The following is a 26,074-nucleotide window of genomic DNA, read 5'->3' on the forward strand; positions in this document are numbered from 1 at the left end:
ATGAATCAACCCCGTTTCAAACGCACCACCGGTGTCAAACTACTGATCGGTGCCACTGTATTGGCTACCCTGAGCGGATGCGAGTCCATTCCGTTCCTGAGCAAAACCTCCGAATACAAGACCGCTGGTCGTGCCAAACCGCTGGAAGTCCCTCCGGACCTGACCTCGGTTTCTGCTGGGGACACTTACAGCGTGCCGGGCGGTGCCACCACTTTCTCCGATTTCAGTCAAACCGCGCAAGGCCCGGCTTCCGAGGCCGAGCAACTGCTGGCCAACCCGGACAATGTGCGCATGGAGCGCGCAGGCGCCCAGCGCTGGCTGGTGGTCGAAGCGCCGCCAGAGAAGATCTGGCCTGTGGTGCGCGAGTTCTGGGCTGACTTGGGCTTTGCCGTGCGCGTGGAGAATCTGGAAACCGGCGTCATGGAAACCGAGTGGGCTGATGCCAGCAAGCTGAAGAAAGACGAAAAACTGGGCTACCTGGACCGCTTCGACAAGTTCCTGGACGGACTGTCCGGACTTGCCAACCGCCAGAAATTCCGCACACGGCTGGAGCGTGGTGCAAGCCCGGGCCATACCGAGATCTACCTGACCCATCGCACCGTCACCACTGCCCCGGATGATGGCAAAGTGCGCCAGCGCACCCCGTTCGGTGAAGTGGAGACTGGCTTCCGTCTGGATTCAAAAACAGTCAAACAGAATGAACAGGACGCCGATCTGGACGCTGAATTGCTGCGTCGCCTGATGGTCAGACTGGGCGTTGCAGAGAACCGTGCCCGTGATATCGTAGCCAATCCGCAGATCGAGCGCCGTGCCTCTCTACGTCAGGAAAACAATACCATCAGCCTGCTCATGAACGATCCGTTCGATCGTAGCTGGCGCCAGGTCGGCCTGGCACTGGACCGGGTCGGCTTTGTGGTGGAAGACCGCGACCGTTCCAGAGGCTTGTACTACGTCCGCTATTCCGAATTCGGCATCGATGATGCGCCGGAAGAAAAGAAGGGCTTGCTGGACAAGCTGAAATTCTGGGGCGATGAAAAATCCGAAGCGCAAAAGCCAGCCTCAGAACGGCCGGTGGCAGACCCTGCCAGGGAAAACACCGGCGTGGTGGACAAGCTCAAGTTCTGGAAGAGCAAGGAAGATCAGCGTGCCGATGCGGAGCGCCAATACCTGATCAAGGTCGCAACCGAGGGTGCGGGCACACTGGTCGATGTGACTGACAAGGATGGTAACCACTCCAACACCAGCAACCGCATCATCAACCTGTTGCATGAACAGTTGCGTTAACAGAGCCACTGCCTCGCCGCTGACCCGCTGATGCGCTTTGCTTCACTGGGTAGCGGCAGCAACGGCAATGGTCTGGTCGTCGAATCCGGCAATACCCGCGTATTGCTGGATTGCGGTTTTGGCTTACGTGACAGCGAACAACGCCTGGGAAGACTAGGCGTAAGCCCGGAGCAACTCTCGGGCATCCTGGTCACTCACGAGCACGATGACCATGCAGGCGGTGTATTCAGGCTGGCCGCGCGGCACGGTATACCGGTTTGGCTGACTCACGGCACCCTGCGTATGGTGGAACGCCTGCTCAACAAGCCTGACAAGCTTAGCCTCAACGTCATCGACAGCCACCTGGCGTTCGCACTGGGTGATCTGGAGATACAACCTTATCCGGTACCGCACGATGCGCGCGAGCCCGTGCAGTATGTGTTTGGCGATGGCAGCCAACGTCTGGGAGTACTGACCGACACTGGTGCAAGCACCCCGCACATCGCCGCCATGCTGAGCGGCTGCGACGCGCTGGTGCTGGAATGCAATCACGATCTTGATATGCTGATGCATGGTCCGTATGCACGCACGCTCAAACAGCGCGTGAGCAGCCGGCTCGGCCATCTCGACAATGCCAGCTCCGCCGACTTGCTGGCCGGACTGGACAACAGCAAGCTGCAGCACATCGTCGCTGCACACCTCAGCGCACAGAACAACACCCCCGCGCTGGCCACCCAGGCTCTGAGCCAGGCCCTGGGTTGCACGCAGGACTGGATCGCGGTGGCGACACAACTGGATGGACTGGACTGGCGCGAAATCAGCGCACGCTGACCAGCTTTCCCAGGCTGACCGGTTTGCTATCGAGCGCTCATATCACCGCGCTCTTTTGATCACGACAGCAGACAACAAAAAAGCCGATCAATGATCGGCTTTCTCGATTGACACCGCTTAAGCGGTGATCAATTAGTTTGCTGGTGCAGCTTCAGCAGGAGCAGCTTCTTCAGCAGCAGGAGCCGCTTCTTCAGCTGGCATTGCTTCAGCTGGTGCAGCTTCAGCAGGCATTGCTTCTTCAGCAGCAGGGGCTTCAGCAGGAGCTTCTTCTTGGCCACACGCAACCAAGAACAGAGCGAACAGAGCGGCAAGCAGAGCGGAACGAGTCATTTTTAATCCCTTAACGATGTCAATAAAATTAATCTGCGGCTACCCATTTGTATGTCAGCCGAGTACGAAAATTCTACCACCTATTTCCAAAAAAACCACTGTTTTTCCAGCACTGGCGGGGCTTTTGACAAAAACACCACATTCGCTGCCGAATTTAGCTGCGATCATTCAAGTGGCTGTATATAACCAAGCTGGTACCAGTCCGACAACTGCGCGATCCCAGCTGCTGACAGCAAGCCTACACTTTGCGCATCCAGCATGCGCTGATCCGCCAAGGCCAGCAACCAGGCATCCTCAGGGGCACGCGCCATGGATTCGCCATTCAGATAGATGTGATGCTGGTCGTATAGCATCAACGTCTTCATATCCAGGCCTACACCGGTTTGCAGGGCTTTACGCAAAAAACCTTTGGTCGTAGCAGGTTTGCGCTGGGTGAACTGCACATGCGGCTTTGGTTCGGTGAGATAACGGCCCAGAAACTGCGCGATATCCATGGCATCCCAGCGGATCTGGCTCAAGATGTCAGCGACCTGCGTCTGCATCGCAGCAGCGATCAGCGCCGGGCTGCTTTGCAGCTGCAGATCCGGATCCGCATACAAGCCTGGCAGGCGCAGATGCTCCTGCAGGTAGCTCAGGAACTCATGGCCCAGCTCCTGTGCGGATGGCGCGCGGAAGCCGATGGAGTAGGTCATGCATTCCCCGACGGCAATCCCCCAGTGTGCAAGCCTGGGAGGCAGATACAGCATGTCACCCGGCTGTAGCAGCCACTCCTGCTCGGTATCGAAACGCTGCAGGATGCGCAGCGGCGCATCTTCCACGATAGACAAGTCCTGCTGCTCGCTGACCCGCCATAGCCGCTGCCCCTGACCTTGCAGCAAGAACACGTCGTAGGAATCGAAATGCGGGCCTACACCGCCGCCATCGGGAGCATAGCTGACCATCAGATCATCCAGCCTCGCATAGGGGATAAAGTTGAATTGCTGCAGCAACTCGGCGGCTTCAGACAAGTGGTGATTCACGCCCTGCACCAGTAAAGTCCAGTCACGCTCTGGCAGCTCAGCAAAATCGGTCTCGTCGAACGGGCCTTGCTCCACCTGCCATTGCGGGTCGGCGTGGCGCACCAGGCGTGACTGCACCTCGTCCTCGCAGGCCAGTCCGGCCAATTCGTCAGGACTCAGCACCCCGCTGAAACCTGGCAGTGCGCCACGGATCAGCAGCGGTTTCTTCTGCCAGTAATCACGCAGGAATTCGTGCGCCGAGATGCCACCCAATAGCGGCAGACCGGCCATATCAGGCTCAGGTTTTTTCATGGCGTCATGATAATGCATAGCAATCGCCTCGCGGAAATGGGTTAGAATCGTTGCGACCTAATCCTCCATCCCGCTTATGCTGCAGCCCGGTACCGACTCGCCCGACTTTTCCTTGCCCGACGCCGATATGGAGCTGGTCAAACTCTCCCGCTTACGCGGCAAGCATGTCGTACTGTATTTCTACCCCAAGGATGACACCCCTGGGTGCACGGTGGAAGCCATCGAGTTCAGCGACCTGCTGGAACAATTCGACGCCCTCAATTGCGTGATCATCGGCATCAGCCGTGATGACTGCATCAGCCATGCCGATTTCCGCGACAAGCACGGCCTCAGCGTCACGCTGCTGGCGGACGTTGATGGTGAAGCGTGCCAGAAATTCGGCGTATGGCAGGAAAAGGAAAAAGACGGTGTCCGCAAGATGGGCATCGTGCGCTCCACCTTCGTCATCAATAGCACTGGCCAATTGTGTTACTGCAACTACAAGGTTGCGGCCAAGGGCCATGCAGCAGAAGTGCTGCATTTCGTACAAACCCTGCAATCCTCACACTGAAGGAACCCATCATGCAAATCGCCATGAATACCGTTGTTACCATGTCCTACGAGCTGCGCAACAGCGAAGGCGACGTCCTTGAATCCAGTCAGGAGCCGGTGGCTTACCTGCACGGCGGCTATGACAATATCTTCCCGCGCGTGGAAGAAGAGCTGCATGGCAAATCCGTAGGTGACACCGTCGAAATCACACTGGAACCCGCCGATGCCTTTGGTGATTACGATGAAGAGCTGGTTCAGATCGAACCTGCGGCGGCATTCCCGACCAAAGATCTGAAAGTGGGCATGCAATTCGAAGGTGAAGACGAAAAGGGCGATGTGGTCCTTTACACCATCACCAACATCGAAGATGGCAAGGTGGTCGTGGATGGCAACCACCCCTGGGCTGGTGAACGCCTGCTGTTCAAGGCCACGGTCACGGCCGTGCGTTCTGCCAGCAAGGAAGAAGTCGAGCACGAGCATGTGCACGGCGCCGGCGGCCATCACCACTAAGCCGCCTCAACAATGGCGTCAGGTCTGCGCTTGATCTAACAACTTGCGCAGGCTGTAGACCAGCTCCAGCGCCTGCTTGGGTGTCAGGTCGTCAGGGTCGATACGATCCAGTTCCATGACGACCGGGTGCTCTGCAGGCGTTGCTGTTTCCGGCGCCACCGCAGCGAACATGTCCACCTGTGGCGTGTGTCCCTGTTGCGCCACACTTTGTTGTTCCAGCAGCGCCAGTTTGCGCTTGGCTGCCGCCACTACTGTGCGCGGGATCCCCGCCAGCTGAGCCACCTGCAGGCCATAACTCTGACTGGCAGGCCCTTCCTCCACGGCATGCAGGAACACGATGCCACTACCATGCTCCACTGCATCCAGATGCACGTTGGCCGCCTGTTTGAACTCCTCCACCAGCCGCGTCAGCTCGAAATAATGCGTGGCGAACAGAGTATAACTGCGGTTCTTCTCCAATAACTGCTTGGCCACCGCCCAGGCTAGCGCCAGCCCATCGAAGGTGGACGTACCGCGTCCGATCTCGTCCAGCAACACCAGGCTGTGTGGTGTGGCGTTATGCAGGATGTTAGCGGTTTCGGTCATCTCGACCATGAAAGTGGAGCGGCCACCGGCCAGGTCATCCGAGGCACCGATACGCGTGAAGATGCGGTCAATGTTACCGATCACGGCCTGCTGCGCTGGCACAAAACAACCACAATAAGCCAGCAACACGATCAGCGCGGTCTGGCGCATGAAGGTCGACTTACCGCCCATATTGGGCCCGGTGATCAGCAGCAGCTGCCGGTAAGGGCTAAGCTGTACATCGTTGGCAATGAAAGGCTGCGCCAGCTGTTCCACCACCGGATGTCGCCCGGCCAGGATACGCACGCCGGGCTCAGCCGTGAATTCGGGCGCCACATAAGCCAGCGCACGGGCACGTTCAGCATAGCAACACAGCACATCCAGTTCGGCGATGGCCTGGGCATTGGTCTGCAAAGGACTGATGAACGGTGCCAGCGCATCCAGCACCTGCTCGTACAACAGCTTCTCGCGCGCCAGTGCCCGGTCGTTGGCCGACAGCACCTTGTCCTCAAAGGTCTTGAGTTCGGGGGTGATGTAACGCTCCACGTTCTTGAGCGTCTGGCGGCGACGGTATTCCGCTGGCGCCAGCTCGGCCTGGGCGCGGCTCAGCTCGATGTAAAAACCATGCACGCTGTTGTATTCGACCTTGAGGTTGGCAAGACCGGTGCGCTCACGCTCCTGCGCTTCGAACGCCAGCAGAAAATCGCCGCAATCGGTCTGGATGGAGCGCAACTCGTCGAGCTCGGTATCGAACCCGGTGGCGATCACGCCGCCCTCGCGCAGCACGGCAGCGGGTTCTGGCTGGATCGCGGCCTGCAGCAATTGCAGCACATGTTGCGGAGACTGCAGGCGCACGGTTAGCTGCTGCAGCAAAGGTGCATCCACTGCTGCGACCGTCTGCTGCAAGCCCGGCAAGGCCTGCAGACTGTCGCGCAATGCAGACAAATCACGTGGGCGTGCCGAACGCAGCGCGATACGCGCAGTGATGCGCTCCATGTCGGAAACAAGCCGCAACTGTGGCCGCAGGGCATCGCCGCTATCGTCATGCAGCAAAGCGGAGACCGCCGTGTGCCGCGCCGCAACGGCCGCCTGTGAACGCAAGGGATGGTGCAGCCAGTGCCGCAACAAGCGAGCGCCCATGGCGGTCTGTGTGGTATTGAGCAAGGCATACAAGGTAGGGGCTGGCTCGCCGCGCAAGGTCTGATCGATCTCCAGATTGCGGCGTGTGGCCGCATCCAGCTGGATGTATTGACCGCCCTGCTCCACGCTCAGGCCGGTGATATGCGGCAGAGCGGTGCGCTGGGTATGCTTGACGTAATCGAGCAATGCACCGGCAGCGGCAATCGCGGCGTGCAAACCGTCGCAGCCAAAGCCATCCAGATCGTGGGTGTTGAACTGCCGGGTCAAGCTTTGTCTGGCTGTATCCAGATCGAATTGCCAGGTGGCCAGGCGACGTTTTGGACATTTGCAGCCAGCCAGCGCCGCATGCTCAAAACCATCTGCGCACAACAACTCGGCTGGCGCGATACGCTCCAGTTCCTGCGCCAGCATGCCAGGCGCAACCTCACTCAGCACGAACTGGCCAGCGGCCAGATTCAGGCTGGCCAGGCCGATCACGCTCTGCTCCTGCCAGACGGCTAGCAGCCGATTGTCACGCGTCTCGTCCAGCAAGGCGCTGTCGGTGAGCGTGCCCGGCGTGAGGATGCGCGTGACCTGGCGCTCTACCGGGCCCTTGGCTTTGGCCGGGTCGCCCACTTGCTCGCAGATGGCCACCGCTTCGCCCAGTTTGCTGAGTTTGACCAGATATTGCTCGGCCGCATGGTAAGGAACACCTGCCATACGTATCGGCTCACCATTCGACGCGCCGCGCTTGGTCAGCGTGATGCCGAGCAGGCGTGCCGCTTTTTCTGCATCGTCATGGAACAACTCGTAAAAGTCACCCATGCGATAAAACAGCAACATATCGGGGTATTGAGCCTTGATGCTGAGATATTGCCGCATCATCGGTGTGTGGCTGACAGCCTGGTCGAGCAGGTCACTCATCAGACAAACCTGCGCAGGAAAATGAGGGGGGATTTCATGCGCCTGATTATAGCATCGGCACCCTGGGGCTCCGGTGCCGTAGCAGTGCCAGACAACATAGCGCCATACGCGCGAACCCTGCCAAATCTCAGCTGCGCCGGAACGGTGCGCGCTCGTCCAACTCGTCCACATACTCGCTGATGTGTGCTGCTTCCAGCTGCAGATAACGCTGGATGGCAGCGGCGAACTCGTCCCTGGCAATGTGATGGTAGGAGCAGGTCGGCCTCGCCTTGAAGCCACGCGCCAGCTTGTGCTCACCCTGCGCGCCGCCTTCAAAATAACGCACGCCCTGCTCTATGCAGAACTCCTGCCCCTGGTAATAGCACAACTCGAAATGCAGTCCAGGCACCATGCGTGTAGCCCCCCAGTAGCGCCCATACAGCGCCTCGCTACCGTAAACGTTCAAGGCAGCAGCCACCGGCTCACCCTCCTGCTCGGCCATGATCATGAGCAGGTGCTGTGGCATGTGCTCGGCGATGCGCTTGAAGAAATCGGCATTCAGGTAGGGCGTGGAGCGATGCTGCTGGTAGGTGTTGCAGTAACACTGATAGAAAAAATCCCAGTCCGCTGCGCTGATCTGGTCACCGGTCATACGACGCACGCTGATACCGGCCTTGATGAGCTTGCTGCGTTCCTGACGGATTTTCTTGCGCTTGTCCGCCGACAAGGTAGTGAGGAAGGCCTCAAAGCTGGCATAGCCGCTATTCTCCCAGCGGAACTGCACACCATCACGGCGCAACCAGCCTGCCGCCTGCAGCAGGTGTTGAGTCTGGCCTTCCGGAAACAGGATGTGGGCGGAAGAAAGCTGGTATTGCTGCAGCAACTGTTTCAGGCCATCCAGCAACAGGGCTTGCGCCGCGATATCATCAGGCTCAGCCAGCAAGCGCGGCCCGCTCACCGGCGTGAACGGGATGGCACTCAACAACTTGGGATAATAGCTGCTGCCGTAGCGGGCGTAGGCATCGGCCCAGGCCCAGTCGAACACATATTCGCCGTAGGAATGGCTTTTGAGATAAAGCGGCATGGCCGCACGCAAACGCTGACCGGATCGCAGCACGAGATGGAAAGGTTGCCAGCCGGTTTCGCTGCTGACGCAGCCGCTGGCTTCGAGTGCGTTCAACCAGGCATGGCTGAGCAGAGGCAGGCCGGGATGCAGGGCATCCCACTCCTCCGCAGCGATTTCGCTGATGGCACCAGCGACAAGCAGTTGATCAACGTCCATCAAGATCGATTAAACCACGAGACGGGTCGAACGGATCAGCAGAAGCGACATTCCAGGCAGGGATTTTAGAGGGCGCTTTTCCGGCGATTGACGGAGGCGGCTTGTTTGTTCTTGGCTTTTTCGGCCTCGGCTTTCTCAGCCCTTTCCGTTTCCGCAGCAAGCAAAGCCTCTTGCTGCATCTTGAGCAGGTGAGCACGTTGCCGTTCCAGAGCACGTGCCTGCGCCTGTTCCAGTTCGTTGAGGGTGATCACGCCATCACCGTTGAGATCGACCACACTGAACTGGCGCGCTATCTGTGGCATGGTTTCAGTGGCTTCCTCGCGACTGATGCTGCCGTCGTTGTCCTTGTCGGAGCCCAGGAACCGCTCCTGGATGCGCTGCCGCATCACCCGGCGACGTTCTTCGATCTGCACATGGGCAGGGTCGATGCTTCTGGAGTAGTCGTCGAGGTCCTTGCGCAAGCGCATCAACTCTTCCATGCTGACACGCTGTTCCAGCGTGGCCTTGATCACGGCATTGGCAGGCGCCTCGGTGATCACCTGGACGTCACTATCGTTACCAGCCTCGCTATTGAAGCTGGCATCAGCAAGTTTGCTATTGGGGATATTTTTCGGGCCAGCTTGGGCTGGCATGACAAAACCACACAACAGACACACCAGCACGATAGCTGATCTGCTGTCACTCCCCCGGTATTCAGTTGCGTGCATTGTTGTTATTCACCATAAGTCAGAGTCCCAGAAACTGCCAACTACGTCAGTCTTCGAACGACGCCCTGCTGATGCTGCTTATTATTGGTTGCGCGCGCGGCTGCACATGCGCTTATAGAGCCTGATTCATCGGGAAAGTTTGTATTTTATTTATGGTATCGCCGCCTGGACGACACTTTCCCCGTTGAATCAGCCGCCATCATGACGCATCCATGTAAATCGAATGTTTCACGTATTGCGCACATTGTAAAAATTTGTAACGGGATTGCAGCGATTTTTCTGCATCGAAATCAGCACATTTAGCTTAGAATTAGTGCTATCGAATTCAGGCTTGCAAGCACATTAAAGAATACGGCCTATGCAAACTCCAGGCAAACGAATCCTGATGGTAGACGACGACCTGCGCATGCGCGAGCTGCTGCAGCGCTACCTCAGTGAGCAAGGCTTCTCGGTCAAGACCGTCTCCGACAGCAAGGAGATGGACCTCGCCATGGCGCACGAGCACGTCGACATCCTGGTGCTGGACCTGATGCTGCCGGGCGAAGACGGCCTGGCCATCTGCCGCCGTCTGCGCGCGGCTGGCAGCCACATGCCCATCATCATGCTGACCGCACGTGGCGACGAGGTGGACCGCATCATCGGCCTGGAGATGGGCGCTGATGATTACCTGCCCAAGCCCTTCAATCCCAGGGAATTGCTGGCACGTATCAATGCCGTGATGCGCCGCCAAAGCCGCAGCATCCCCGGTGCACCTGATAGCGATGGCGAGCAGATCAGCTTTGGCGAATTCGTGTTCGACCCTGCCACACGCAGCCTGAGTCGCAACAACATGGTGATCTCGATGACCAGCGGCGAGTTCGCGCTGCTCAAGGTGTTCGTCGATCATCCACGCCAACCGCTGTCACGCGACCGCTTGATGCAACTGGCGCGTGGCCGCGAACTGGATGTGTTCGATCGCAGCATCGATGTACAGGTGTCACGCCTGCGTCGCATCATCGAACCGGACCCGGCTCATCCACGTTATCTGCAAACCATGTGGGGCTTCGGCTATGTGTTCATCCCTGACGGCGAGCTGCAAAAAAGCTGACCCAGGGCAGCGCCAATGCCCATGAACCTGTTACCACGCACCCTGCTGGCCAGACTGATGCTGCTGATCGCGCTACTGCTTGCGGTCGGCCAGTTCGCTGCACTCAAGTTGTTCGATTACTTCGAACGCGAACCACGCGCCATCGCCGCTGCCTTGCAAGCCATCACCGTGGTCAATTTCACCCGGGCCGCGCTGCTGGCCTCGCACGAGAACCGGCGGCTGGCCTTGTTATCCGAACTCTCCGGCCGTGAAGGTGTGCGTGTCTATGCCGCCGACTTGCTGGAACAGGTGGAACCCTTGCCCAAAGACCCGCTGACCCAGATGATCGCGGCCAAGATCCGCGAGCGGCTGGGGCCGAACACGCTGGTCGCCGTCAACCACTACGGTCTGGACGGGCTGTGGGTGACCTTCAACATCGACCAGGACGACTACTGGGTGGCCATCCCGCGCATCCAGGTGGAGCGCCCGTTCCCCTGGCAGTGGCTGGGCTGGGGTGCCCTGATGTTCCTGTTGTCACTCATCGGTGCCTATGTCATCGCAGCCCGCCTCAACCAGCCGCTCAAACTGCTCGCCAAGGCGGCAGACCGCATCAGTAACGGCGAACAGCCACTGCAACTACCCGAAGAAGGCGCCAACGAGTTGCGCGAGGTATGCCGCACTTTCAACGAAATGACCGAGGCGCTGGTGCGCCTCGACACAGAACGCACCCTGCTGCTGGCAGGAGTGTCACATGACTTGCGCACCCCGCTGGCCAGACTGCGCCTGGCCGTGGAGATGCTGCCGGAAAGCCAGGCAGAAGGCCTCAAGGCTGGCATGATCCAGGACATCAACGACATGGATAACATCATCCATCAGTTCCTGGATTTCGTGCGTGGCGTGGAAGGTGAACCAGCGCAGATGTCGGATGTGAACATGCTGCTGCGTTCCATCGCCGAGCGCCATGAACGTGCCGGGCGGGCCCTGCGCCTCAACCTGTCGCCTACCCACCTGATCCCGCTGCGCGAGTTGGGCATGCAGCGCTTGCTGGGCAACCTGATCGACAACGCGTTCAAATACGGACGTGGCGAGGTGATCGTCACCTCCCGCATCAATGCTGGCTCTTATGTGATCAGCGTACTGGACAACGGGCCGGGGATCCCGGCTTCGCAGATGGCGCGTCTGCTGCGCCCGTTCGAACGCATGGACAAGGCGCGTGGCAACGAAGGTGGCACCGGGCTGGGCTTGGCGATCGCGGACCGCATCGCCAAGCTGCACAAAGGCAAGCTGGAACTGCTGAATCGCCCACAGGGCGGCCTGGAAGCGCGACTGACGCTGCCTATCCAGCCTTGAGAGATCTGGCGGCACCGGGATACAGCCGCCGCATGGCATGCGTCAGGGCGCAGGCTCGAACCAGGCCAGCTTGTCGCGCAGTCGCACCACGTCTCCAATGATGGTCAGGCACGGCGGCTTCATGTCTGCCGCCGCCACACGCGCTGCCAGCGTACTCAGATCGCCGACCACCACTTTTTGCCTGACCGTGGTGCCCTGTTGCACCACCGCAGCCGGCGTGGTTGCGGGCAAGCCATGGGCGATGAGTTTTTCACAGATCTGCGCCAGCCCCACCAGTCCCATGTAGATCACCACCGTCTGATTGGGCCGCACCAGTGCAGGCCAGTCCAGCTCGATGCTGTGGTCCTTGAGGTGGCCCGTGGTGAACAGGCAGGACTGCGCATAATCACGGTGCGTGAGTGGAATGCCCGCGTAGGCAGACACGCCATTGGCGGCGCTGATGCCTGGCACCACCTGAAACGGCACACCATGCGCCATAAGGGTTTCGATCTCTTCGCCGCCACGCCCGAAGATGAACGGATCGCCGCCTTTCAGGCGCAATACCCGCTTGCCTTCCTGGGCCAGACGCACCAGCAAGGCATTGATCTCTTCTTGCGGCAAGGTGTGCTGATCACGCGCCTTGCCTACATAGATCAGCTCCGCATCACGGCGCACCAGCTCCATGACTTCCTTGCTGACCAGTTTGTCGTAGACGCAAACGTCGGCCTGCTGCATGAGGCGCAAGGCGCGGAAAGTGAGCAGGTCCGGGTCGCCCGGACCGCCACCGACCAGATAGACTTCCCCATGATGTACATCGGCCGCGCCTTGCAGGGCTTCATTCAAGGCCACACGGGCAGCCGCCTCCTGACCGGACAGCACACGCTCGGCGATCGGCCCCTGCATCACCTGTTCCCAGAAGATGCGGCGCTGCTGGGTGGTGGCGAACCTCTGCTTGACCGCACCACGGAACTCGGCTGCCAGTGCGGCCAGACGGCCATAACTGGCAGGCACCAGCGTCTCGATGCGTGCACGCAGCTGACGCGCCAGCACCGGCGCCGCACCGCCACTGGAAATGGCGATCAGTAACGGTGAGCGGTCCACGATGGAGGGCATGGTAAAGGTACATAGATGCGGCACATCGACCACATTGACCGGGATGTTGGCCGCAACAGCGGCCGCATGCACCGCGCGGTTGACCGCTTCATCGTCAGTAGCCGCGATCACCAGGCAAGCGGCCTGCAGGTGGCTGGGCTCGAACAGCGCCTGCACATGCTGCAAGGCGCCTGCATCGGCCAGCTCACGCAGTTCCGGGTGCAGCTCCGGGGACACCAGTTGCACCGCTCCACCGGCCCGCAGCAGCAGGCTGACCTTGCGCGCCGCCACTTCACCACCACCGATCACCACGCAGTGACGGCCCGTTATGTTCATAAAAATCGGTAATGCATCCATGCGCGCATTTTACTCTGCAATTGGCATTCCCCAGCGGCTCCGCTACAATCCCGACTTAGTTTTCTGTTTTATTGAGACATTTTGCAACCGCACCCTGCCCGCCCAGACATCACCATTTCTGGCGCCACCACCGCCGCATCCAGCGCAGCTTGTTCAGGCGCCATACGATGAGCGTGCCCAAAAACAATCCGCCCAAGGTGTACATCAAGACCTTCGGCTGCCAGATGAACGAGTACGACTCCTCGCGCATGGCAGACCTGCTGCATGCCACGGACGGCATGGAAGCCACCGATAACCCCGAAGACGCCGATGTCATTCTGCTCAACACCTGCTCGGTGCGAGAGAAAGCACAGGAAAAGGTGTTCAGCCACCTGGGCCGCTTCATTCCCATGAAGCAGAAGAACCCGAACCTGGTCATCGGCGTAGGCGGTTGCGTGGCCAGTCAGGAAGGCGAGAACATCGTCGCACGCGCGCCCTATGTGGATGTGGTGTTCGGTCCGCAAACGCTGCACCGCCTGCCGGACATGATCAGCGCCAGACGCCATAGCGGTGTCGCGCAGGTGGATATCCGCTTCCCCGAGATCGAGAAATTCGACCAACTGCCGCCGCCGCGCGTCGAAGGTGGCGCGGCTTTCCTGTCCATCATGGAAGGCTGCAGCAAATATTGCACCTTCTGCGTCGTGCCTTACACGCGCGGCGACGAAGTATCGCGCCCCTTCGCGGACATCCTGCTGGAAGCTGCCCAACTGGCCGAGCAGGGCGTCAAGGAGATCACCCTGCTGGGTCAGAACGTGAATGCCTACCGCAGCGAGACGGATGACGGTGGTGCGGCTGATCTCGCGCTGTTGATCGACTACATCGCCGAGATCCCGCAGATCGAGCGCATCCGCTATACCACTTCTCACCCTAACGAGATGAGCCCGGCCTTGATCGACTGCTTCGCGCGCATCCCCAAACTGGTATCGCACCTGCATCTGCCGGTGCAGGCCGGCGCAGACCGCGTACTGATGGCGATGAAGCGCAACTACACCGCGCTGCAATACAAATCGGTGATCCGCAAGCTGCGCCAGGCGCGTCCGGACATCTGCATCACCTCGGATTTCATCGTCGGTTTCCCAGGCGAGACCGAAGCAGATTTTGAAGCCACGCTCAAGCTCATGCGCGAGATCGAATTCGATTTCAGTTTCAGCTTCATCTACAGCAGCCGTCCCGGCACGCCTGCCGCCTACCTCGGCGACGACACACCGGAAAGCGTCAAACTGGAGCGCCTGGCGCGCTTGCAGGCCCTCAACGAAGCGCAAGGCAAGGCCATCAGCGAGCGCATGGTGGGCAGCATACAGCGCGTGCTGGTGGAGGGGCTGTCCAAAAAGAACGCACTTGAACTGGCAGGCCGCACCGACAATAACCGCATCGTCAATTTCCCGGGCACGGCGACACTGGTCCATCAGTTCGTGGACGTGCGCATCACCGATGCGCAGCCGCATACGCTGCGCGGGGAACTGGTCTGAGCATGCGCGGCCTGAAGCAGGTAATTGAAAACATGAAGTCGAGAATATAAGTGGAAATCACCCTGAGCCCGGAAGACAACCATCGCCTCGCCAATCTGTGTGGCGCGCTGGACGAGAACCTCAAACAGATCGAGGACGCGCTGGATGTCAGCATCGCCCGCCGTGGTGCGCACATCCGCCTGTCGGGTGAAAAAGAAAACATGCAGCTTGCCGCGCAGTTGCTGGAGAGCTTCTATGAGCGCGCCAGGAAGCCCATCGGCCTGGAAGAGATCCAGCTGGGTCTGGTGGAACTGGACAAGCTGAACCCGGACGCCATCGCCAGTACCGCCATGCCGGTGCTGATGACACGCCGTCAGAACCTGCATGGCCGCACGCCGCGTCAGGTGGAATACCTGCAGCAGATCCAGGAATTCGACATCACCTTCGGCATCGGCCCGGCCGGTACTGGCAAGACCTACCTGGCGGTGGCCAGTGCCGTGGATGCGCTGACCCGTGACCGCGTCAAACGCATCGTGCTGGTACGTCCCGCCGTGGAAGCAGGCGAACGTCTGGGGTTTTTACCCGGCGACCTGTCGCAGAAGGTGGACCCTTACCTGCGTCCGCTGTATGACGCGCTGTATGACCTGGCCGGTTATGACACCGTCAACAAGATGTTCGAACGTGGCGCCATTGAAGTCGCGCCGCTGGCTTATATGCGCGGCCGCACGCTGAATCAGAGCTTCATCATCCTCGACGAGGCGCAGAACACCACGCCTGAGCAGATGAAGATGTTCCTGACCCGTATCGGCTTCGGCACCAAGGCCGTGATCACCGGCGATGTCACCCAGATCGACCTGGCACGCGGCCAGAAAAGCGGCCTGATCGAAGCACAGAAGATCCTCAAGGAGGTGCGCGGTATCGCCATGACCCACTTCCTGTCGCAGGACGTGGTACGCCACCCTTTGGTGCAGAAGATCATCAATGCCTATGAAGAATACGACGCCGCCCATGGCGTGCCGGAGCGCTGATGCCTGAGCTGTCACTCGCCGTGCAATACGCCACCACCGCCACGCAAACCCCGTCAGCCCGTCAGTTCCGGCGCTGGGCACGCATCGCGCAGCGCGTGGATTGTGTCGCCACACTGCGCATCGTCGATGCAGAAGAAGGCCGCATGCTCAACCGCGATTATCGTGGCAAGGATTATGCTACCAATGTATTGACCTTCGCCTTGAGCGAAACACCCTTGCTGATGGGGGACATCGTGTTGTGCGCCCCGGTGGTGGAAGCGGAAGCGGCCGCACAGAACATCCCCCTGCTGGCCCACTATGCCCACCTCACCGTGCACGGCATGCTGCACCTGCATGGCTACGACCACGAGACCGATCCACAAGCCGAGCTCATGGAGACCCTGGAATCGCAGATTGTCATACAACTGGGCTACGCTGACCCTTATGCAAGCGAAAAGGATGTAAATACCCCCTTATGAGTGAATCCGAGAGTTGGCTGGAACGCCTGAGCCACCTGCTGCTGCGGGAACCTGAAGACCGCGAACAACTGGTCGAACTGTTACATTCAGCCTACGAGAAGCAATTACTGGATGCCGATGCGCTGGCCATGATAGAGGGCGTGATGCAGGTGTCCGAGATGCAGGTGCGCGACATCATGATCCCGCGCTCGCAGATGGATGTGATCGACATCTCCGATTCGCCGGAGAGCTTCATCCCCTTCGTGATCGAGGCCGCACACTCGCGCTTCCCTGTCATCGAAGACAACAAGGATGACATCATCGGCATTCTGCTGGCCAAGGACCTGTTGCGCTACTACGCCGGTGAGGATTTCGATGTGCGCGACATGCTGCGCCCGGCCATCTTCATCCCGGAATCCAAGCGCCTCAACGTGCTGCTGAAAGAGTTCCGCAGCAACCGCAACCACATCGCCATCGTGGTGGATGAATACGGTGGCGTGGCCGGCATGGTCACCATCGAGGACGTGCTGGAACAGATCGTGGGCGACATTGAGGACGAATACGATTTCGACGAAACCGAAGACAACATCATCCGTGACAGCCAGGGGCGTTACCGCGTCAAGGCACTCACCGAGATCGCCGACTTCAACGCCATCCTGGGCACCCGCTTCAGCGATGAAGAGTTCTCTACCATAGGCGGGCTGGTGGTCAGCAAATTCGCACACCTGCCCAAGCGCGGAGAACAGATCGTGTTCGACCAGCTTAAATGCACGGTATTGCGTGCCGATAGCCGCCGCCTGCACACCATACTGGTGGAGGTACTTGCAAGCGAGCCGGTGATGCCGGATAGTTGAGTCAGCACATCGGCCAGCCACCGCTACCAGATCGCAAACCTGATCTGAATGCAGCAGCAAGCGCCAGCAGCAAGGCGTACAGTCGGGCAATCCAGCAAGCAGGCATGGACCTGGCGCGGGAACTTTAGCGCGCAAACATCTCTCCATGCAGATATTGGAATCAACCAGTCAACGTTAGGGAGTGTAGACCATGAAAGCCATCAGTTTTGTAGTGCTCTTTGCCTGGGCTGGTATCGCCCTGGCGGAACCAGCGCCGGTTGAATCCGCACCTGCGCAAGCCTCTCTGGCCGAGCAGATCCCCACCACGGAAAAAGAATTCGTCAGCGTCATCAATCAATATAGCTCGGCACAACTCATCTCCCAGTTTGGCGAGCCCAGCAAGCGTGACGACTTGAAAGACCGCAAGACCGGTGAAGTGGTGGCCTCTATCTGGCAATACCAGTATCTCAACACCGATGCGGAAGGCCAGTACTACCAGACCACGGAACTGGACATCGTCAACGACAAGGTGGTGATGGTGGTGTTCATGAATAACGATGGCAAGGGCAGCCCTGAAGAAGTGAAAAAGATCGAGATCAAGCCAGAAATGTAAATCAGCTTGTACCCTGGTGCAGATAGGCGCTGGCAGCGGCGAACGCGCATCACGGGTACAAAACCATCACTATAGACATCACCATAGAAAAGGGCGGATAACCGCCCTTTTTCATTTTTCATTTTCCAAATATGGCCATGAACCGAACACGGTACTCACGGGGACGGCAATAAACGCACAACTCACTTCTTGAGATTATCGCGGATCTCGCGCAACAGCAGGATCTCTTCCGGCGTTGGCGCTGGTTCAGAGGGCACTGCGGGTTCTTGCTTGCGCAAACGGTTGATGTTGCGGATCAGGATGAATACCGCGAATGCCACGATGATGAAACTGACCACCGCGTTCACCAGCATGCCGTAATTGAGCGTCACCGCACCAGCGGCCTTGGCCAGCGCCAGTGTGGCGTATGGCGCAGCGGTGGAACCTTCTTTCAGCACAAAGAACAGGTTGCTGAAATCGACATTGCCCAGCAGCAAACCGATGGGCGGCATGATCACATCATCCACCAGCGATTTCACGATAGCGCCAAATGCCGCGCCTATGATGATCCCCACGGCCATGTCCACGACATTGCCGCGCACTGCAAACTCACGAAACTCTTTCAACATGCTGCCAGCCTCCTATGCCATTGCCTTATTCAAGATAGTCTTGTTACGGTGGTTTTTTGCTACAAGCCAGTCGCTATAATGCGGAGCAAGCCCTCATCGAGTCAACCATGAATCCATCATCGCCGCGTCTTCTTTTCCCGTACCTGCTGGCATTGCTGCTGGGGGCAGGTGCCATGTTCGGCTATGCGCCGTTCTATCTGTTCCCGCTGCCGGTGCTGGCGCTGGCTGGCTTGTTCTGGCTGTGGCAGCGCGCCGGCACGGCAGGCCAGGCCGCCAGACTAGGCTTCAGCTTCGGCCTGGGGTTGTTCGGCGCGGGCATCTACTGGATCTACATCAGCCTGCATACCTATGGCGGCATGCCGCCCGCAGGCGCGGCCTTCGCCACCTTCTGTCTGGCCGCTTTTCTGGCGCTGTTCCCCGCACTGGCGGGCTGGCTAAGCAAACACGGTCCAGCGCTGCTGATCACCGCACCGGTGTGGTGGGCACTGGCCGACTGGACGCGGGGCTGGATCTTCACCGGCTTCCCGTGGATGACGGTGGGTTATTCGCAAGTGCCGGGCAGCCCGCTGGCGGGCTATACCCCGCTGCTGGGCATCTATGGCATCTCGCTGCTGACGGCCGCATCCGCCGCCCTGCTGGTGCTGCTATTGCAACCCGCAAAACGCAAACCCGCCCTGCTGGCATTGGTGGGCCTGTGGCTGGCGGGCAGCCTGCTCAAACTGGTGCCGTGGACCACGCCGGATGGCGAACCGGTCAGCGTAGCGCTGCTACAGGGCAACATCAGCCAGGACCTCAAATGGCAGCCTGAAGAAGCACAGCGCACGCTGGATGGCTACCTGCAGCTGGTGCAGAACGCCCAGGCCAAACTGATCGTGCTGCCGGAGACCGCGCTGCCCATGCTGCTGCAACAGGCACCGGAGGATTACCTGCAGGCGCTGGCCGAACACGGCAAGCAGCAACAAGGCGATGTGCTGGTCGGCATCGTGGAATACGAGAACGCGCACTACTACAACACCATGCTCAGTCTGGGCAGCGCCGAGAGTCAGCGCTACCGCAAGAGCCACCTGGTGCCATTCGGCGAATTCATCCCGCTGAAGGCCATCTTCGGCTGGGTGTATCAGGACTGGCTCAACATCCCGCTCACCGACTTCGCACGCGGCGGTTTCGCTCAGCGCCCACTGCAGATCGCCGGGCAGCGGGTCGCCGTGAACATCTGCTACGAAGATGTGTTCGGCGAAGAGATCATCCATCAACTGCCCGAGGCCACGCTACTGGTCAACACCAGCAATGACGCCTGGTATGGCCGTTCCACCGCGGCCTATCAGCACCTGCAGATCTCGCAGGCGCGCGCACTGGAAACCGGGCGGGTGATGCTGCGCGCCACCAACACTGGCGCCACTGCCGTCATCGACCGCGATGGCCGCGTGCTGTCCCAGCTGCCGCATTTCGAGACTGCGACATTGAGCGCTGAAGTACAGGGCTATCGCGGCAGCACGCCGTTCATCGTCTACGGTAATTACGGCTTTCTGTTGCTAGCCTTGCTCATCCTGCTGCTGACCAGATGGCGGGCGCGTGCCTGGTGGTCCATATCGCGCAGTTAAGTCGCGCAGTTAAGTCGCGCAGTTAACAGGAAAGCGCTAGTACCAATCATTGCACAGGCGGCCTTGTCCGGCTTTGGCGCACCCGACTGTCATGCCTGCTTCTAAGCAGTAGCGAAAAGAAGTAAAATCAAGCCCTTTCGCCTGACCCGTCGGACACCATGGCCCTCACTTTTCAACAAATCATCCTGACCCTGCAGCAATACTGGGACAAACAAGGCTGCGCGCTGCTGCAGCCCTATGACATGGAAGTGGGCGCAGGCACCTCCCACACCGCCACCTTCCTGCGCTCGCTAGGCCCGGAACCTTGGAAAGCCGCCTACGTGCAGCCCAGCCGCCGCCCCAAGGACGGCCGTTACGGCGAGAACCCCAACCGTCTGCAGCATTACTACCAGTTCCAGGTGGTGTTAAAACCCGCACCAGCCGACATTCTGGAGCTTTACCTGGGCTCGCTGGAAGCACTGGGCTTCGACCTCAAGCAGAACGACATCCGCTTTGTGGAAGACGACTGGGAAAACCCCACGCTGGGCGCCTGGGGCTTGGGCTGGGAAGTGTGGCTGAACGGCATGGAAGTCACCCAGTTCACCTACTTCCAGCAAGTGGGCGGCATAGACTGCAAGCCCATCACCGGCGAGATCACCTACGGCCTGGAACGTCTGGCCATGTACCTGCAGGGCGTGGAGAACGTCTACGACCTGACCTGGACCGTCGATGCGGCTGGCAAGCGCCTGAGCTATGGCGATGTCTACCTGCAAAACGAAAAAGAACAATCCGCCTACAACTTCGAACACAGCGATGCCGAGTTCCTGTTCACCGCCTTTGGCGCACACGAAAAACAGGCCCTGCACCTCATGGAGAACCAGCTGGCCCTGCCCGCCTACGAGCAAGTGCTCAAGGCCGCGCACACCTTCAACCTGCTGGATGCACGCGGTGCCATTTCGGTCACCGAACGCGCTGCTTATATCGGCCGCATCCGCAACCTGGCACGCAGCGTGGCCGCCAGCTACCTGGACAGCCGCGCACGTCTGGGCTTCCCGATGGCCCCCAAAGACTGGGCGGATGAAGTGCTGGCCAAACTGGATAAAGAAAAGAAAGTGGCTTAAGCCCGGCCGACAATGTGACCTTATCATCAACTCACCTGAACTGGATTCCCGCCTGCGCGGGAATGACGAAAATCTATAATGTCTGTTAACAATCTGTTGGTCGAAAACCTGCTGGTCGAATTATTCGTTGAAGAACTACCACCCAAAGCGCTGAAAAAGCTGGGTGACAGTTTTGCCGAAACCCTGTCTGCCAACTTGCGGGCGCAAGGCCTGGCAACAGACGACGCCAAGGTCACCGCTTACGCCTCACCACGTCGTCTGGCGGTGCACATCAGTGATGTTGCCGCACGGGCTGCCGACAAGATGGTCTCGGTGAAGCTGACGCCAGTGACCGTCGGCCTGGATGCTGAAGGCAAGGCTACGCCTGCCCTGCAAAAACGTCTGGCTGCGCTGGGTGCGGATGCCAGCGCCGTTGCCAGCCTCAAGCGTGCCATGGACGGCAAGGCCGAAGCGCTGTTCCATGACAGCCTGGTCAAGGGCGCCAGCCTGCAAGAAGGCCTGCAGGCCGCGCTGACCGAAGCCATTGCCAAGCTGCCCATCCCCAAGGTGATGACCTACCAGCTCGCCAACGGCTGGGACAGCGTCCATTTCGTGCGCCCCGCGCATGGCCTGGTCGCCCTGCATGGCAGTGCAATCGTGCCGGTTTCCATACTGGGCCTGACTGCAAGCAACACCACGCAAGGCCACCGTTTCGAAGCCAGCGTGGACCCTATCGTGGTGAAAGATGCCGACAGTTATGCCGATCAACTCAAGAACGATGGTGCCGTCATCGCCAGCTTCATCGAGCGTCGCGCCGAGATCGCGCGTCAACTGGACGCCGCCGCAGGCAAACTGAACCTGCAGGCCGTGCAGGACGATGCCCTGCTGGATGAAGTGACTGCCCTGGTAGAGCGCCCCAATGTGCTGGTCGGCACCTTCGAGCAGGCGTTCCTGGAAGTGCCGCAGGAATGCCTGATCCTGACCATGAAATCCAACCAGAAGTATTTCCCGCTGCTGGATAGTCAGGGCAAGCTCACCAATCAATTCCTCATCGTCAGCAACATCAACCCGGCGGACGCCAGCGCTGTCATTGGCGGCAACGAGCGTGTGGTACGCCCACGCCTGGCCGATGCCAAGTTCTTCTTCGATCAGGACCGCAAGAAGACCCTGGAATCCCGCCTGCCGAATCTAGACAAGGTGGTGTACCACAACAAGCTGGGCAGCCAGGGCGAGCGCACGCAGCGCGTAGCCGCCATCGCCGCCAGCATCGCACAGCCGCTGGGTGGCGACACGCTGGCCGCCCAGGCCAGACAGGCTGCGCTGCTGGCCAAGGCCGACCTGCTCACCGACATGGTGGGCGAATTCCCCGAACTGCAAGGCATCATGGGCGGCTATTACGCACGCCACGACGGCCTGGGCGAGACCATCGCCGACGCCATTGAAGATCACTACAAACCACGCTTTGCCGGTGACAGCCTGCCGCGCAATCAGGTCGGCCTGTGTGTCGCACTGGCCGACAAGCTGGAGACCCTGGTCGGCATGTTCGGCATCGGCAATGTGCCCACCGGCGACAAGGACCCGTTCGCCTTGCGTCGTCATGCGCTGGGTGTGGTGCGCATGCTGTCCGAAGCTAACGTGGCGCTCTCGCTTGCCACGCTGATCACCCTGGCGGCCGCCAGCTTCAGCACTCTGGACGCTGGTGCCGACACCAAGCTCATCGATTTCATTTACGACCGCCTGTCTGGCGCGCTGCGTGAAGCCGGTTACAGCCCACAAGAGATCGATGCCGTGCTGGCTCTGCGCCCGCAATTGCTGGGTGATATCAGCAGCCGCCTCTCTGCAGTACGCTATTTTTCCGCACTTGCTGAAGCGCCCGCGTTAGCCGCCGCCAACAAGCGTGTGGGCAACATCCTGAAAAAGGTGGAAGGCGAGGTGAACGCTGTCGTGGACACTGCGCTGTTGCAAGAAGTGGCCGAGCAAGCCTTGCATCAGGCACTGGCAGAAACCAAGCCCAAAGCCGACCAGCTGTTCGAAGCGGGTGATTACACCGCCTCGCTGCAGGCACTGGCGGTGCTCAAAGCGCCGGTGGATGCCTTCTTTGACCACGTCATGGTCAATGCCGACGACCCCGCGCTGAAAGCCAACCGCCTGGCTTTGCTGTCGCAATTGCACAAGGCCATGAACCGCGTGGCTGACTTATCCAAGTTGGCAGCTTGAGGCTGGCAGCGTAAGCTAGAGTGAGCTCCAACTAATGAGCGAGACAGCAACAGCGCAAGGCGCACGGAACGCAACGACGATGACAGTACATGTAGTACGGCGAGGATGTGAGTACCGCGCAACACCGCGCTGGTCTGTCGCAGCCATCAGTTTGGAGTTCACGGAATGAAACTCGTCATCCTGGACCGCGACGGCGTCATCAACCACGACAGCGCCCAGTTCATCAAAAGTCCGGACGAATGGAAGCCCATCCCGGGCAGCCTGGAAGCCATCGCGCTGCTGAACCAGAGTGGCTATCGCATCGCCGTGGCCACCAACCAGTCCGGCATCAGCCGTGGCTTGTTCGACATGGCCACGCTCAACGCCATCCACGACAAGATGTACCGTAGCCTGAGCCAGTTCGGCGGCCGCATCGATGCGCTGTTCTACTGCCCGCATGCTGCGGAAACCAAATGCAACTGCCGCAAACCCAAGTCCGGCATGATAGACGAGATCGGCCGCCGTTTCGGTATCGACCTGGAAAGCGTGCCCAGCGTGGGCGATTCGCTGCGTGACCTGCAAGCGGGCACGGCGCGTGGCGCACAGCCCATTCTGGTACTGACTGGCAAGGGTAAACTCACGCAGGAGCAAGGCGAACTGCCGGAGAACACCTGGATCTGCGCCGACCTGGCTGAAGCCGCCACCCGGATCATCGCTGACGGCCTATGATCTACCTGCGTTCCACTCTGTTCATGCTCGGCCAATGGCTGTTCACGCCCATCTTCACCACGCTGGCGCTGTTCACCTTCCCGTTCCCGCCCGTCACGCGCTACCGCTTCATCTCGCTGTGGGCAAAATCCATGCTGTGGTGGCTGCGCGTCACCTGCAAGGTGCGTTATGAAGTGATCGGCCGCGAGCATATCCAGACTTCGCCGTGCATCATTCTGTCCAAGCACCAGTCGGCCTGGGAGACGCTGGCGTTCCAGGAGATCTTTCCGCCGCAAGTATGGGTACTGAAACGCGAGCTGCTGTGGGTGCCGTTCTTCGGCTGGGGCCTGGCGATGACCTCGCCCATCGCCATCAACCGCGCTGCTGGCCGTGAAGCACTCAAGCAACTGGTCTCGCAAGGCAAGGACAGGCTGGCCAAGGGTTTCTGCGTGGTGATTTTCCCGGAAGGCACCCGCATCCCGCCCGGTGAACGTGGCAAATACCACATCGGCGGCGCCTGGCTGGCCAGCCATACCGGCACGCCGGTGACGCCGGTGGCCCACAATGCCGGCGAGTTCTGGGCCAAGAATTCCTTCCTGAGAAAACCCGGCACCATCACCGTGCGTATCGGCCCGCCTATCGTCACCACCGGCCTCAAGATCGACGCGCTCAATCAGCAGGTAGAAGACTGGATAGAGCAGGAGATGACCCGCCTGCCGCGTCCATGAGCCCGCAACAGCTGCAACTGCCGGACGGCAGCCGCATCCCCTACATCTTGCAGCGCCGCGCGCGCCGTACCGTGGGTTTGCGCATCAGTGCCGAAGGCCTGGTGGTGAATGCCCCGGTACGCCTGTCGATCAAAACCCTGGAAACCATGCTGCTCAGCAAAGCGGGCTGGATCCAGTCCAAGCTGCAGGCCCGCCAAGACCATCCGGCTCCGGTCATGCACTGGCAGTCGGGTGCGTCCGTATTGCTGCTGGGTGAAACGCTCACGCTGGACATCCACAACCGTCCCCGACAACGCCAGGTGCAGATAGACGCAGGCCGACTGTCGGTAGGCGTGCCGGATGTGGAGGACACCAGCGCGGTGGCGCGCAAGGTACTGCTCTGGTACAAGCAGCAGGCCGGGCAAGACTTTCAGCGCAGGCTGGAACTCTACGCCGCCCGGCTCGGCGTGCCCACTCCGCCACTCTACCTCTCCAATGCGCGCAGCCGTTGGGGTAGCTGCAACAGCCGTGGCGAAGTCAGGCTCAACTGGCGCCTGATCCAGGCCCCTGCCCACATCATCAACTACGTGGTCTGTCACGAACTCGCCCATCTCAAACAGATGAACCACTCGCCCAAATTCTGGGCCCTGGTCGGCAGCCTGTACCCGGATTACAAATCAGCCGAACACGCACTCAAGCAGATGTCTGCGCAATTGCACGTGATGTCACTTGGCTGAGTGCGCTCAACCCTGACCGCTGCGCAGCATTGCTCACAACCTTACTCGTAATTTGCGCCTCAACCGCGCTGCAACCCTATACTGAACTTATGGCCGCATGCCCCTATGCGGGAAGCGGCCGCACATGCGTGCCACTTCAAGACATTGATTACCGCCGGAGCCTCTGATGGACACTGCACTGAATTCCCTCGTAACCACACTGCTGCAACAGCAAGGCATCGCTTACGACATTGTGGAGATCCCGCTCAGCGAGGACAAAAAACCGGTACGCAGCCTCGAAGAGCTGCTCACCGCAACAGGGCTGGACCCGCGATGCGTGGTCCGCAGCGTGGTGTTCCGTGGCGAATCCGGGCAATTCGTGCTGCTGGCCGTCGCGGGTGGCGGCCGTGCCGACTGGGCCTTGCTGCGCAAGCACCTGGACGAACGTAAACTGCGCATGGCCGAATACGACGAAGTACCGCAAGCCACCGGCTATGTAGTGGGTGCCGTGCCACCCGTCGCCCTGCCCGCGTCCATGCGCGTATTGGTCGATCAAAGCGTGCACGGCTTTGAAACTCTGGTGATCGGCAGCGGCGTGCTGGGCTACGCGCTGGCACTGAAAGGCAGCGAGCTGCTCACACTGCTCGCCCCAGCGGAGCAGGGCAACTTCGTCAAAGAGTAAGGGCGCAGCCGAAGATGCGCCCTCTTAGCTCCCAACCTAATTGAAAAATTAATTAAGCTGTAGTAGTCGCGACCCGATCTGACAGACACCCGATTTGACGGAAGTGACTGTCAGATCAAATTCAGATGTTCAATGTAGTGATTTTATCGTGCCACGCCTCCTTTCCGTCAATTAGCGTTTGCATC

General features: G+C 59.8%; 25 protein-coding genes. 18 read left to right on the forward strand and 7 right to left on the reverse strand.

Features of this window, described 5'->3' with window-relative positions:
- Both bamC and ED236_RS03525 read left to right on the forward strand, forming a co-directional pair.
- Positions 1 to 1,284 carry an outer membrane protein assembly factor BamC gene (gene bamC / locus ED236_RS03520; RefSeq protein WP_123236520.1) on the forward strand — a complete coding sequence of 428 codons (1,284 nt, stop codon included), beginning with the start codon at positions 1 to 3 and terminating at the stop codon, positions 1,282 to 1,284.
- A 30-nt stretch (positions 1,285 to 1,314) separates the two neighbouring features.
- On the forward strand, positions 1,315 to 2,094 hold the full coding sequence (locus ED236_RS03525; protein WP_123236521.1) for an MBL fold metallo-hydrolase: 780 nt from the start codon (positions 1,315 to 1,317) through the stop codon (positions 2,092 to 2,094).
- 132 nt (positions 2,095 to 2,226) lie between these two features.
- On the opposite strand, the gene ED236_RS03530 is transcribed toward ED236_RS03525, so the two are convergent.
- Both ED236_RS03530 and ED236_RS03535 read right to left on the reverse strand, forming a co-directional pair.
- A complete protein-coding gene (locus ED236_RS03530; protein ID WP_123236522.1) occupies positions 2,227 to 2,424 on the reverse strand; it encodes a hypothetical protein in 198 nt (65 codons plus the stop codon).
- 164 nt (positions 2,425 to 2,588) lie between these two features.
- Positions 2,589 to 3,734: a cupin domain-containing protein gene (locus ED236_RS03535; RefSeq protein ID WP_240032010.1), complete on the reverse strand. Its 1,146-nt coding sequence runs from the start codon at positions 3,732 to 3,734 to the stop codon at positions 2,589 to 2,591.
- A 76-nt stretch (positions 3,735 to 3,810) separates the two neighbouring features.
- Here ED236_RS03535 and ED236_RS03540 point away from each other — a divergent pair, with 76 nt between their 5' ends.
- Both ED236_RS03540 and ED236_RS03545 read left to right on the forward strand, forming a co-directional pair.
- Entirely contained in the window at positions 3,811 to 4,284 is a 474-nt protein-coding gene (locus ED236_RS03540) for a peroxiredoxin (protein ID WP_123236523.1), read from the forward strand.
- An 11-nt stretch (positions 4,285 to 4,295) separates the two neighbouring features.
- Positions 4,296 to 4,775, forward strand: coding sequence for an FKBP-type peptidyl-prolyl cis-trans isomerase (locus tag ED236_RS03545; protein WP_123236524.1), 480 nt, complete (start codon positions 4,296 to 4,298; stop codon positions 4,773 to 4,775).
- Positions 4,776 to 4,793: 18 nt separating this feature from the next.
- Here ED236_RS03545 and mutS read toward each other — a convergent pair whose 3' ends face one another.
- The 3 genes from mutS to ED236_RS03560 all read right to left on the reverse strand — a co-directional run bounded on the left by mutS (position 4,794) and on the right by ED236_RS03560 (position 9,275).
- Complete coding sequence (gene mutS / locus ED236_RS03550; protein ID WP_240032011.1) at positions 4,794 to 7,382, reverse strand: DNA mismatch repair protein MutS; 2,589 nt, start codon at positions 7,380 to 7,382, stop codon at positions 4,794 to 4,796.
- A gap of 127 nt (positions 7,383 to 7,509) precedes the next feature.
- The gene (locus ED236_RS03555; protein ID WP_123236525.1) at positions 7,510 to 8,643 is read right to left on the reverse strand and encodes a GNAT family N-acetyltransferase; all 1,134 of its coding nucleotides are present in this window, start codon (positions 8,641 to 8,643) and stop codon (positions 7,510 to 7,512) included.
- Between the two features lie 65 nt (positions 8,644 to 8,708).
- Positions 8,709 to 9,275, reverse strand: a complete 567-nt coding sequence (locus ED236_RS03560; RefSeq protein ID WP_123236617.1) for an EF-hand domain-containing protein — start codon at positions 9,273 to 9,275, stop codon at positions 8,709 to 8,711.
- 460 nt (positions 9,276 to 9,735) lie between these two features.
- On the opposite strand from ED236_RS03560, the gene ompR reads away from it, so the two are divergent.
- Complete coding sequence (gene ompR / locus ED236_RS03565; protein WP_275669196.1) at positions 9,736 to 10,437, forward strand: osmolarity response regulator transcription factor OmpR; 702 nt, start codon at positions 9,736 to 9,738, stop codon at positions 10,435 to 10,437.
- 21 nt (positions 10,438 to 10,458) lie between these two features.
- Positions 10,459 to 11,766 carry a sensor histidine kinase gene (locus ED236_RS03570; protein ID WP_240032012.1) on the forward strand — a complete coding sequence of 436 codons (1,308 nt, stop codon included), beginning with the start codon at positions 10,459 to 10,461 and terminating at the stop codon, positions 11,764 to 11,766.
- A 42-nt stretch (positions 11,767 to 11,808) separates the two neighbouring features.
- Here ED236_RS03570 and cysG read toward each other — a convergent pair whose 3' ends face one another.
- Positions 11,809 to 13,194 (reverse strand): siroheme synthase CysG, encoded by a 1,386-nt coding sequence (gene cysG, locus ED236_RS03575; RefSeq protein ID WP_123236527.1) that lies wholly within the window; start codon positions 13,192 to 13,194, stop codon positions 11,809 to 11,811.
- Between the two features lie 167 nt (positions 13,195 to 13,361).
- Here cysG and miaB point away from each other — a divergent pair, with 167 nt between their 5' ends.
- The 5 genes from miaB to ED236_RS03600 all read left to right on the forward strand — a co-directional run bounded on the left by miaB (position 13,362) and on the right by ED236_RS03600 (position 17,592).
- Entirely contained in the window at positions 13,362 to 14,702 is a 1,341-nt protein-coding gene (gene miaB / locus ED236_RS03580) for a tRNA (N6-isopentenyl adenosine(37)-C2)-methylthiotransferase MiaB (RefSeq protein ID WP_123236528.1), read from the forward strand.
- 50 nt (positions 14,703 to 14,752) lie between these two features.
- Entirely contained in the window at positions 14,753 to 15,709 is a 957-nt protein-coding gene (locus ED236_RS03585) for a PhoH family protein (protein ID WP_123236529.1), read from the forward strand.
- Positions 15,709 to 16,167, forward strand: coding sequence for an rRNA maturation RNase YbeY (gene ybeY, locus ED236_RS03590; protein WP_123236530.1), 459 nt, complete (start codon positions 15,709 to 15,711; stop codon positions 16,165 to 16,167). The genes ED236_RS03585 and ybeY overlap by 1 nt, the downstream gene beginning before the upstream one ends.
- Positions 16,164 to 17,000: an HlyC/CorC family transporter gene (locus ED236_RS03595; RefSeq protein WP_123236531.1), complete on the forward strand. Its 837-nt coding sequence runs from the start codon at positions 16,164 to 16,166 to the stop codon at positions 16,998 to 17,000. The genes ybeY and ED236_RS03595 overlap by 4 nt, the downstream gene beginning before the upstream one ends.
- A 190-nt stretch (positions 17,001 to 17,190) precedes the next feature.
- Positions 17,191 to 17,592, forward strand: coding sequence for a hypothetical protein (locus ED236_RS03600; protein WP_123236532.1), 402 nt, complete (start codon positions 17,191 to 17,193; stop codon positions 17,590 to 17,592).
- A 182-nt stretch (positions 17,593 to 17,774) separates the two neighbouring features.
- Here ED236_RS03600 and mscL read toward each other — a convergent pair whose 3' ends face one another.
- Complete coding sequence (mscL, locus tag ED236_RS03605; protein WP_123236533.1) at positions 17,775 to 18,200, reverse strand: large conductance mechanosensitive channel protein MscL; 426 nt, start codon at positions 18,198 to 18,200, stop codon at positions 17,775 to 17,777.
- 107 nt (positions 18,201 to 18,307) lie between these two features.
- Here mscL and lnt point away from each other — a divergent pair, with 107 nt between their 5' ends.
- The 7 genes from lnt (at position 18,308) to ED236_RS03640 (ending at position 25,889) form a co-directional block, all read left to right on the forward strand.
- Positions 18,308 to 19,801, forward strand: coding sequence for an apolipoprotein N-acyltransferase (lnt, locus tag ED236_RS03610; protein ID WP_123236534.1), 1,494 nt, complete (start codon positions 18,308 to 18,310; stop codon positions 19,799 to 19,801).
- 158 nt (positions 19,802 to 19,959) lie between these two features.
- Positions 19,960 to 20,901 carry a glycine--tRNA ligase subunit alpha gene (glyQ, locus tag ED236_RS03615; RefSeq protein WP_123236535.1) on the forward strand — a complete coding sequence of 314 codons (942 nt, stop codon included), beginning with the start codon at positions 19,960 to 19,962 and terminating at the stop codon, positions 20,899 to 20,901.
- 78 nt (positions 20,902 to 20,979) lie between these two features.
- A complete protein-coding gene (gene glyS / locus ED236_RS03620) occupies positions 20,980 to 23,097 on the forward strand; it encodes a glycine--tRNA ligase subunit beta (protein ID WP_193726056.1) in 2,118 nt (705 codons plus the stop codon).
- A 165-nt stretch (positions 23,098 to 23,262) separates the two neighbouring features.
- On the forward strand, positions 23,263 to 23,805 hold the full coding sequence (gene gmhB, locus ED236_RS03625; protein ID WP_123236536.1) for a D-glycero-beta-D-manno-heptose 1,7-bisphosphate 7-phosphatase: 543 nt from the start codon (positions 23,263 to 23,265) through the stop codon (positions 23,803 to 23,805).
- A complete protein-coding gene (locus tag ED236_RS03630; protein ID WP_123236537.1) occupies positions 23,802 to 24,512 on the forward strand; it encodes a lysophospholipid acyltransferase family protein in 711 nt (236 codons plus the stop codon). The genes gmhB and ED236_RS03630 overlap by 4 nt, the downstream gene beginning before the upstream one ends.
- A complete protein-coding gene (locus ED236_RS03635; protein WP_123236538.1) occupies positions 24,509 to 25,228 on the forward strand; it encodes a M48 family metallopeptidase in 720 nt (239 codons plus the stop codon). The genes ED236_RS03630 and ED236_RS03635 overlap by 4 nt, the downstream gene beginning before the upstream one ends.
- A 166-nt stretch (positions 25,229 to 25,394) precedes the next feature.
- Entirely contained in the window at positions 25,395 to 25,889 is a 495-nt protein-coding gene (locus tag ED236_RS03640; protein WP_123236539.1) for an aminoacyl-tRNA deacylase, read from the forward strand.
- Positions 25,890 to 26,074 lie beyond the last annotated feature (185 nt).

The sequence above is a fragment of the Pseudomethylobacillus aquaticus genome, assembly GCF_003730115.1.
GTDB classification, from domain to species: Bacteria; Pseudomonadota; Gammaproteobacteria; order Burkholderiales; family Methylophilaceae; genus Pseudomethylobacillus; species Pseudomethylobacillus aquaticus.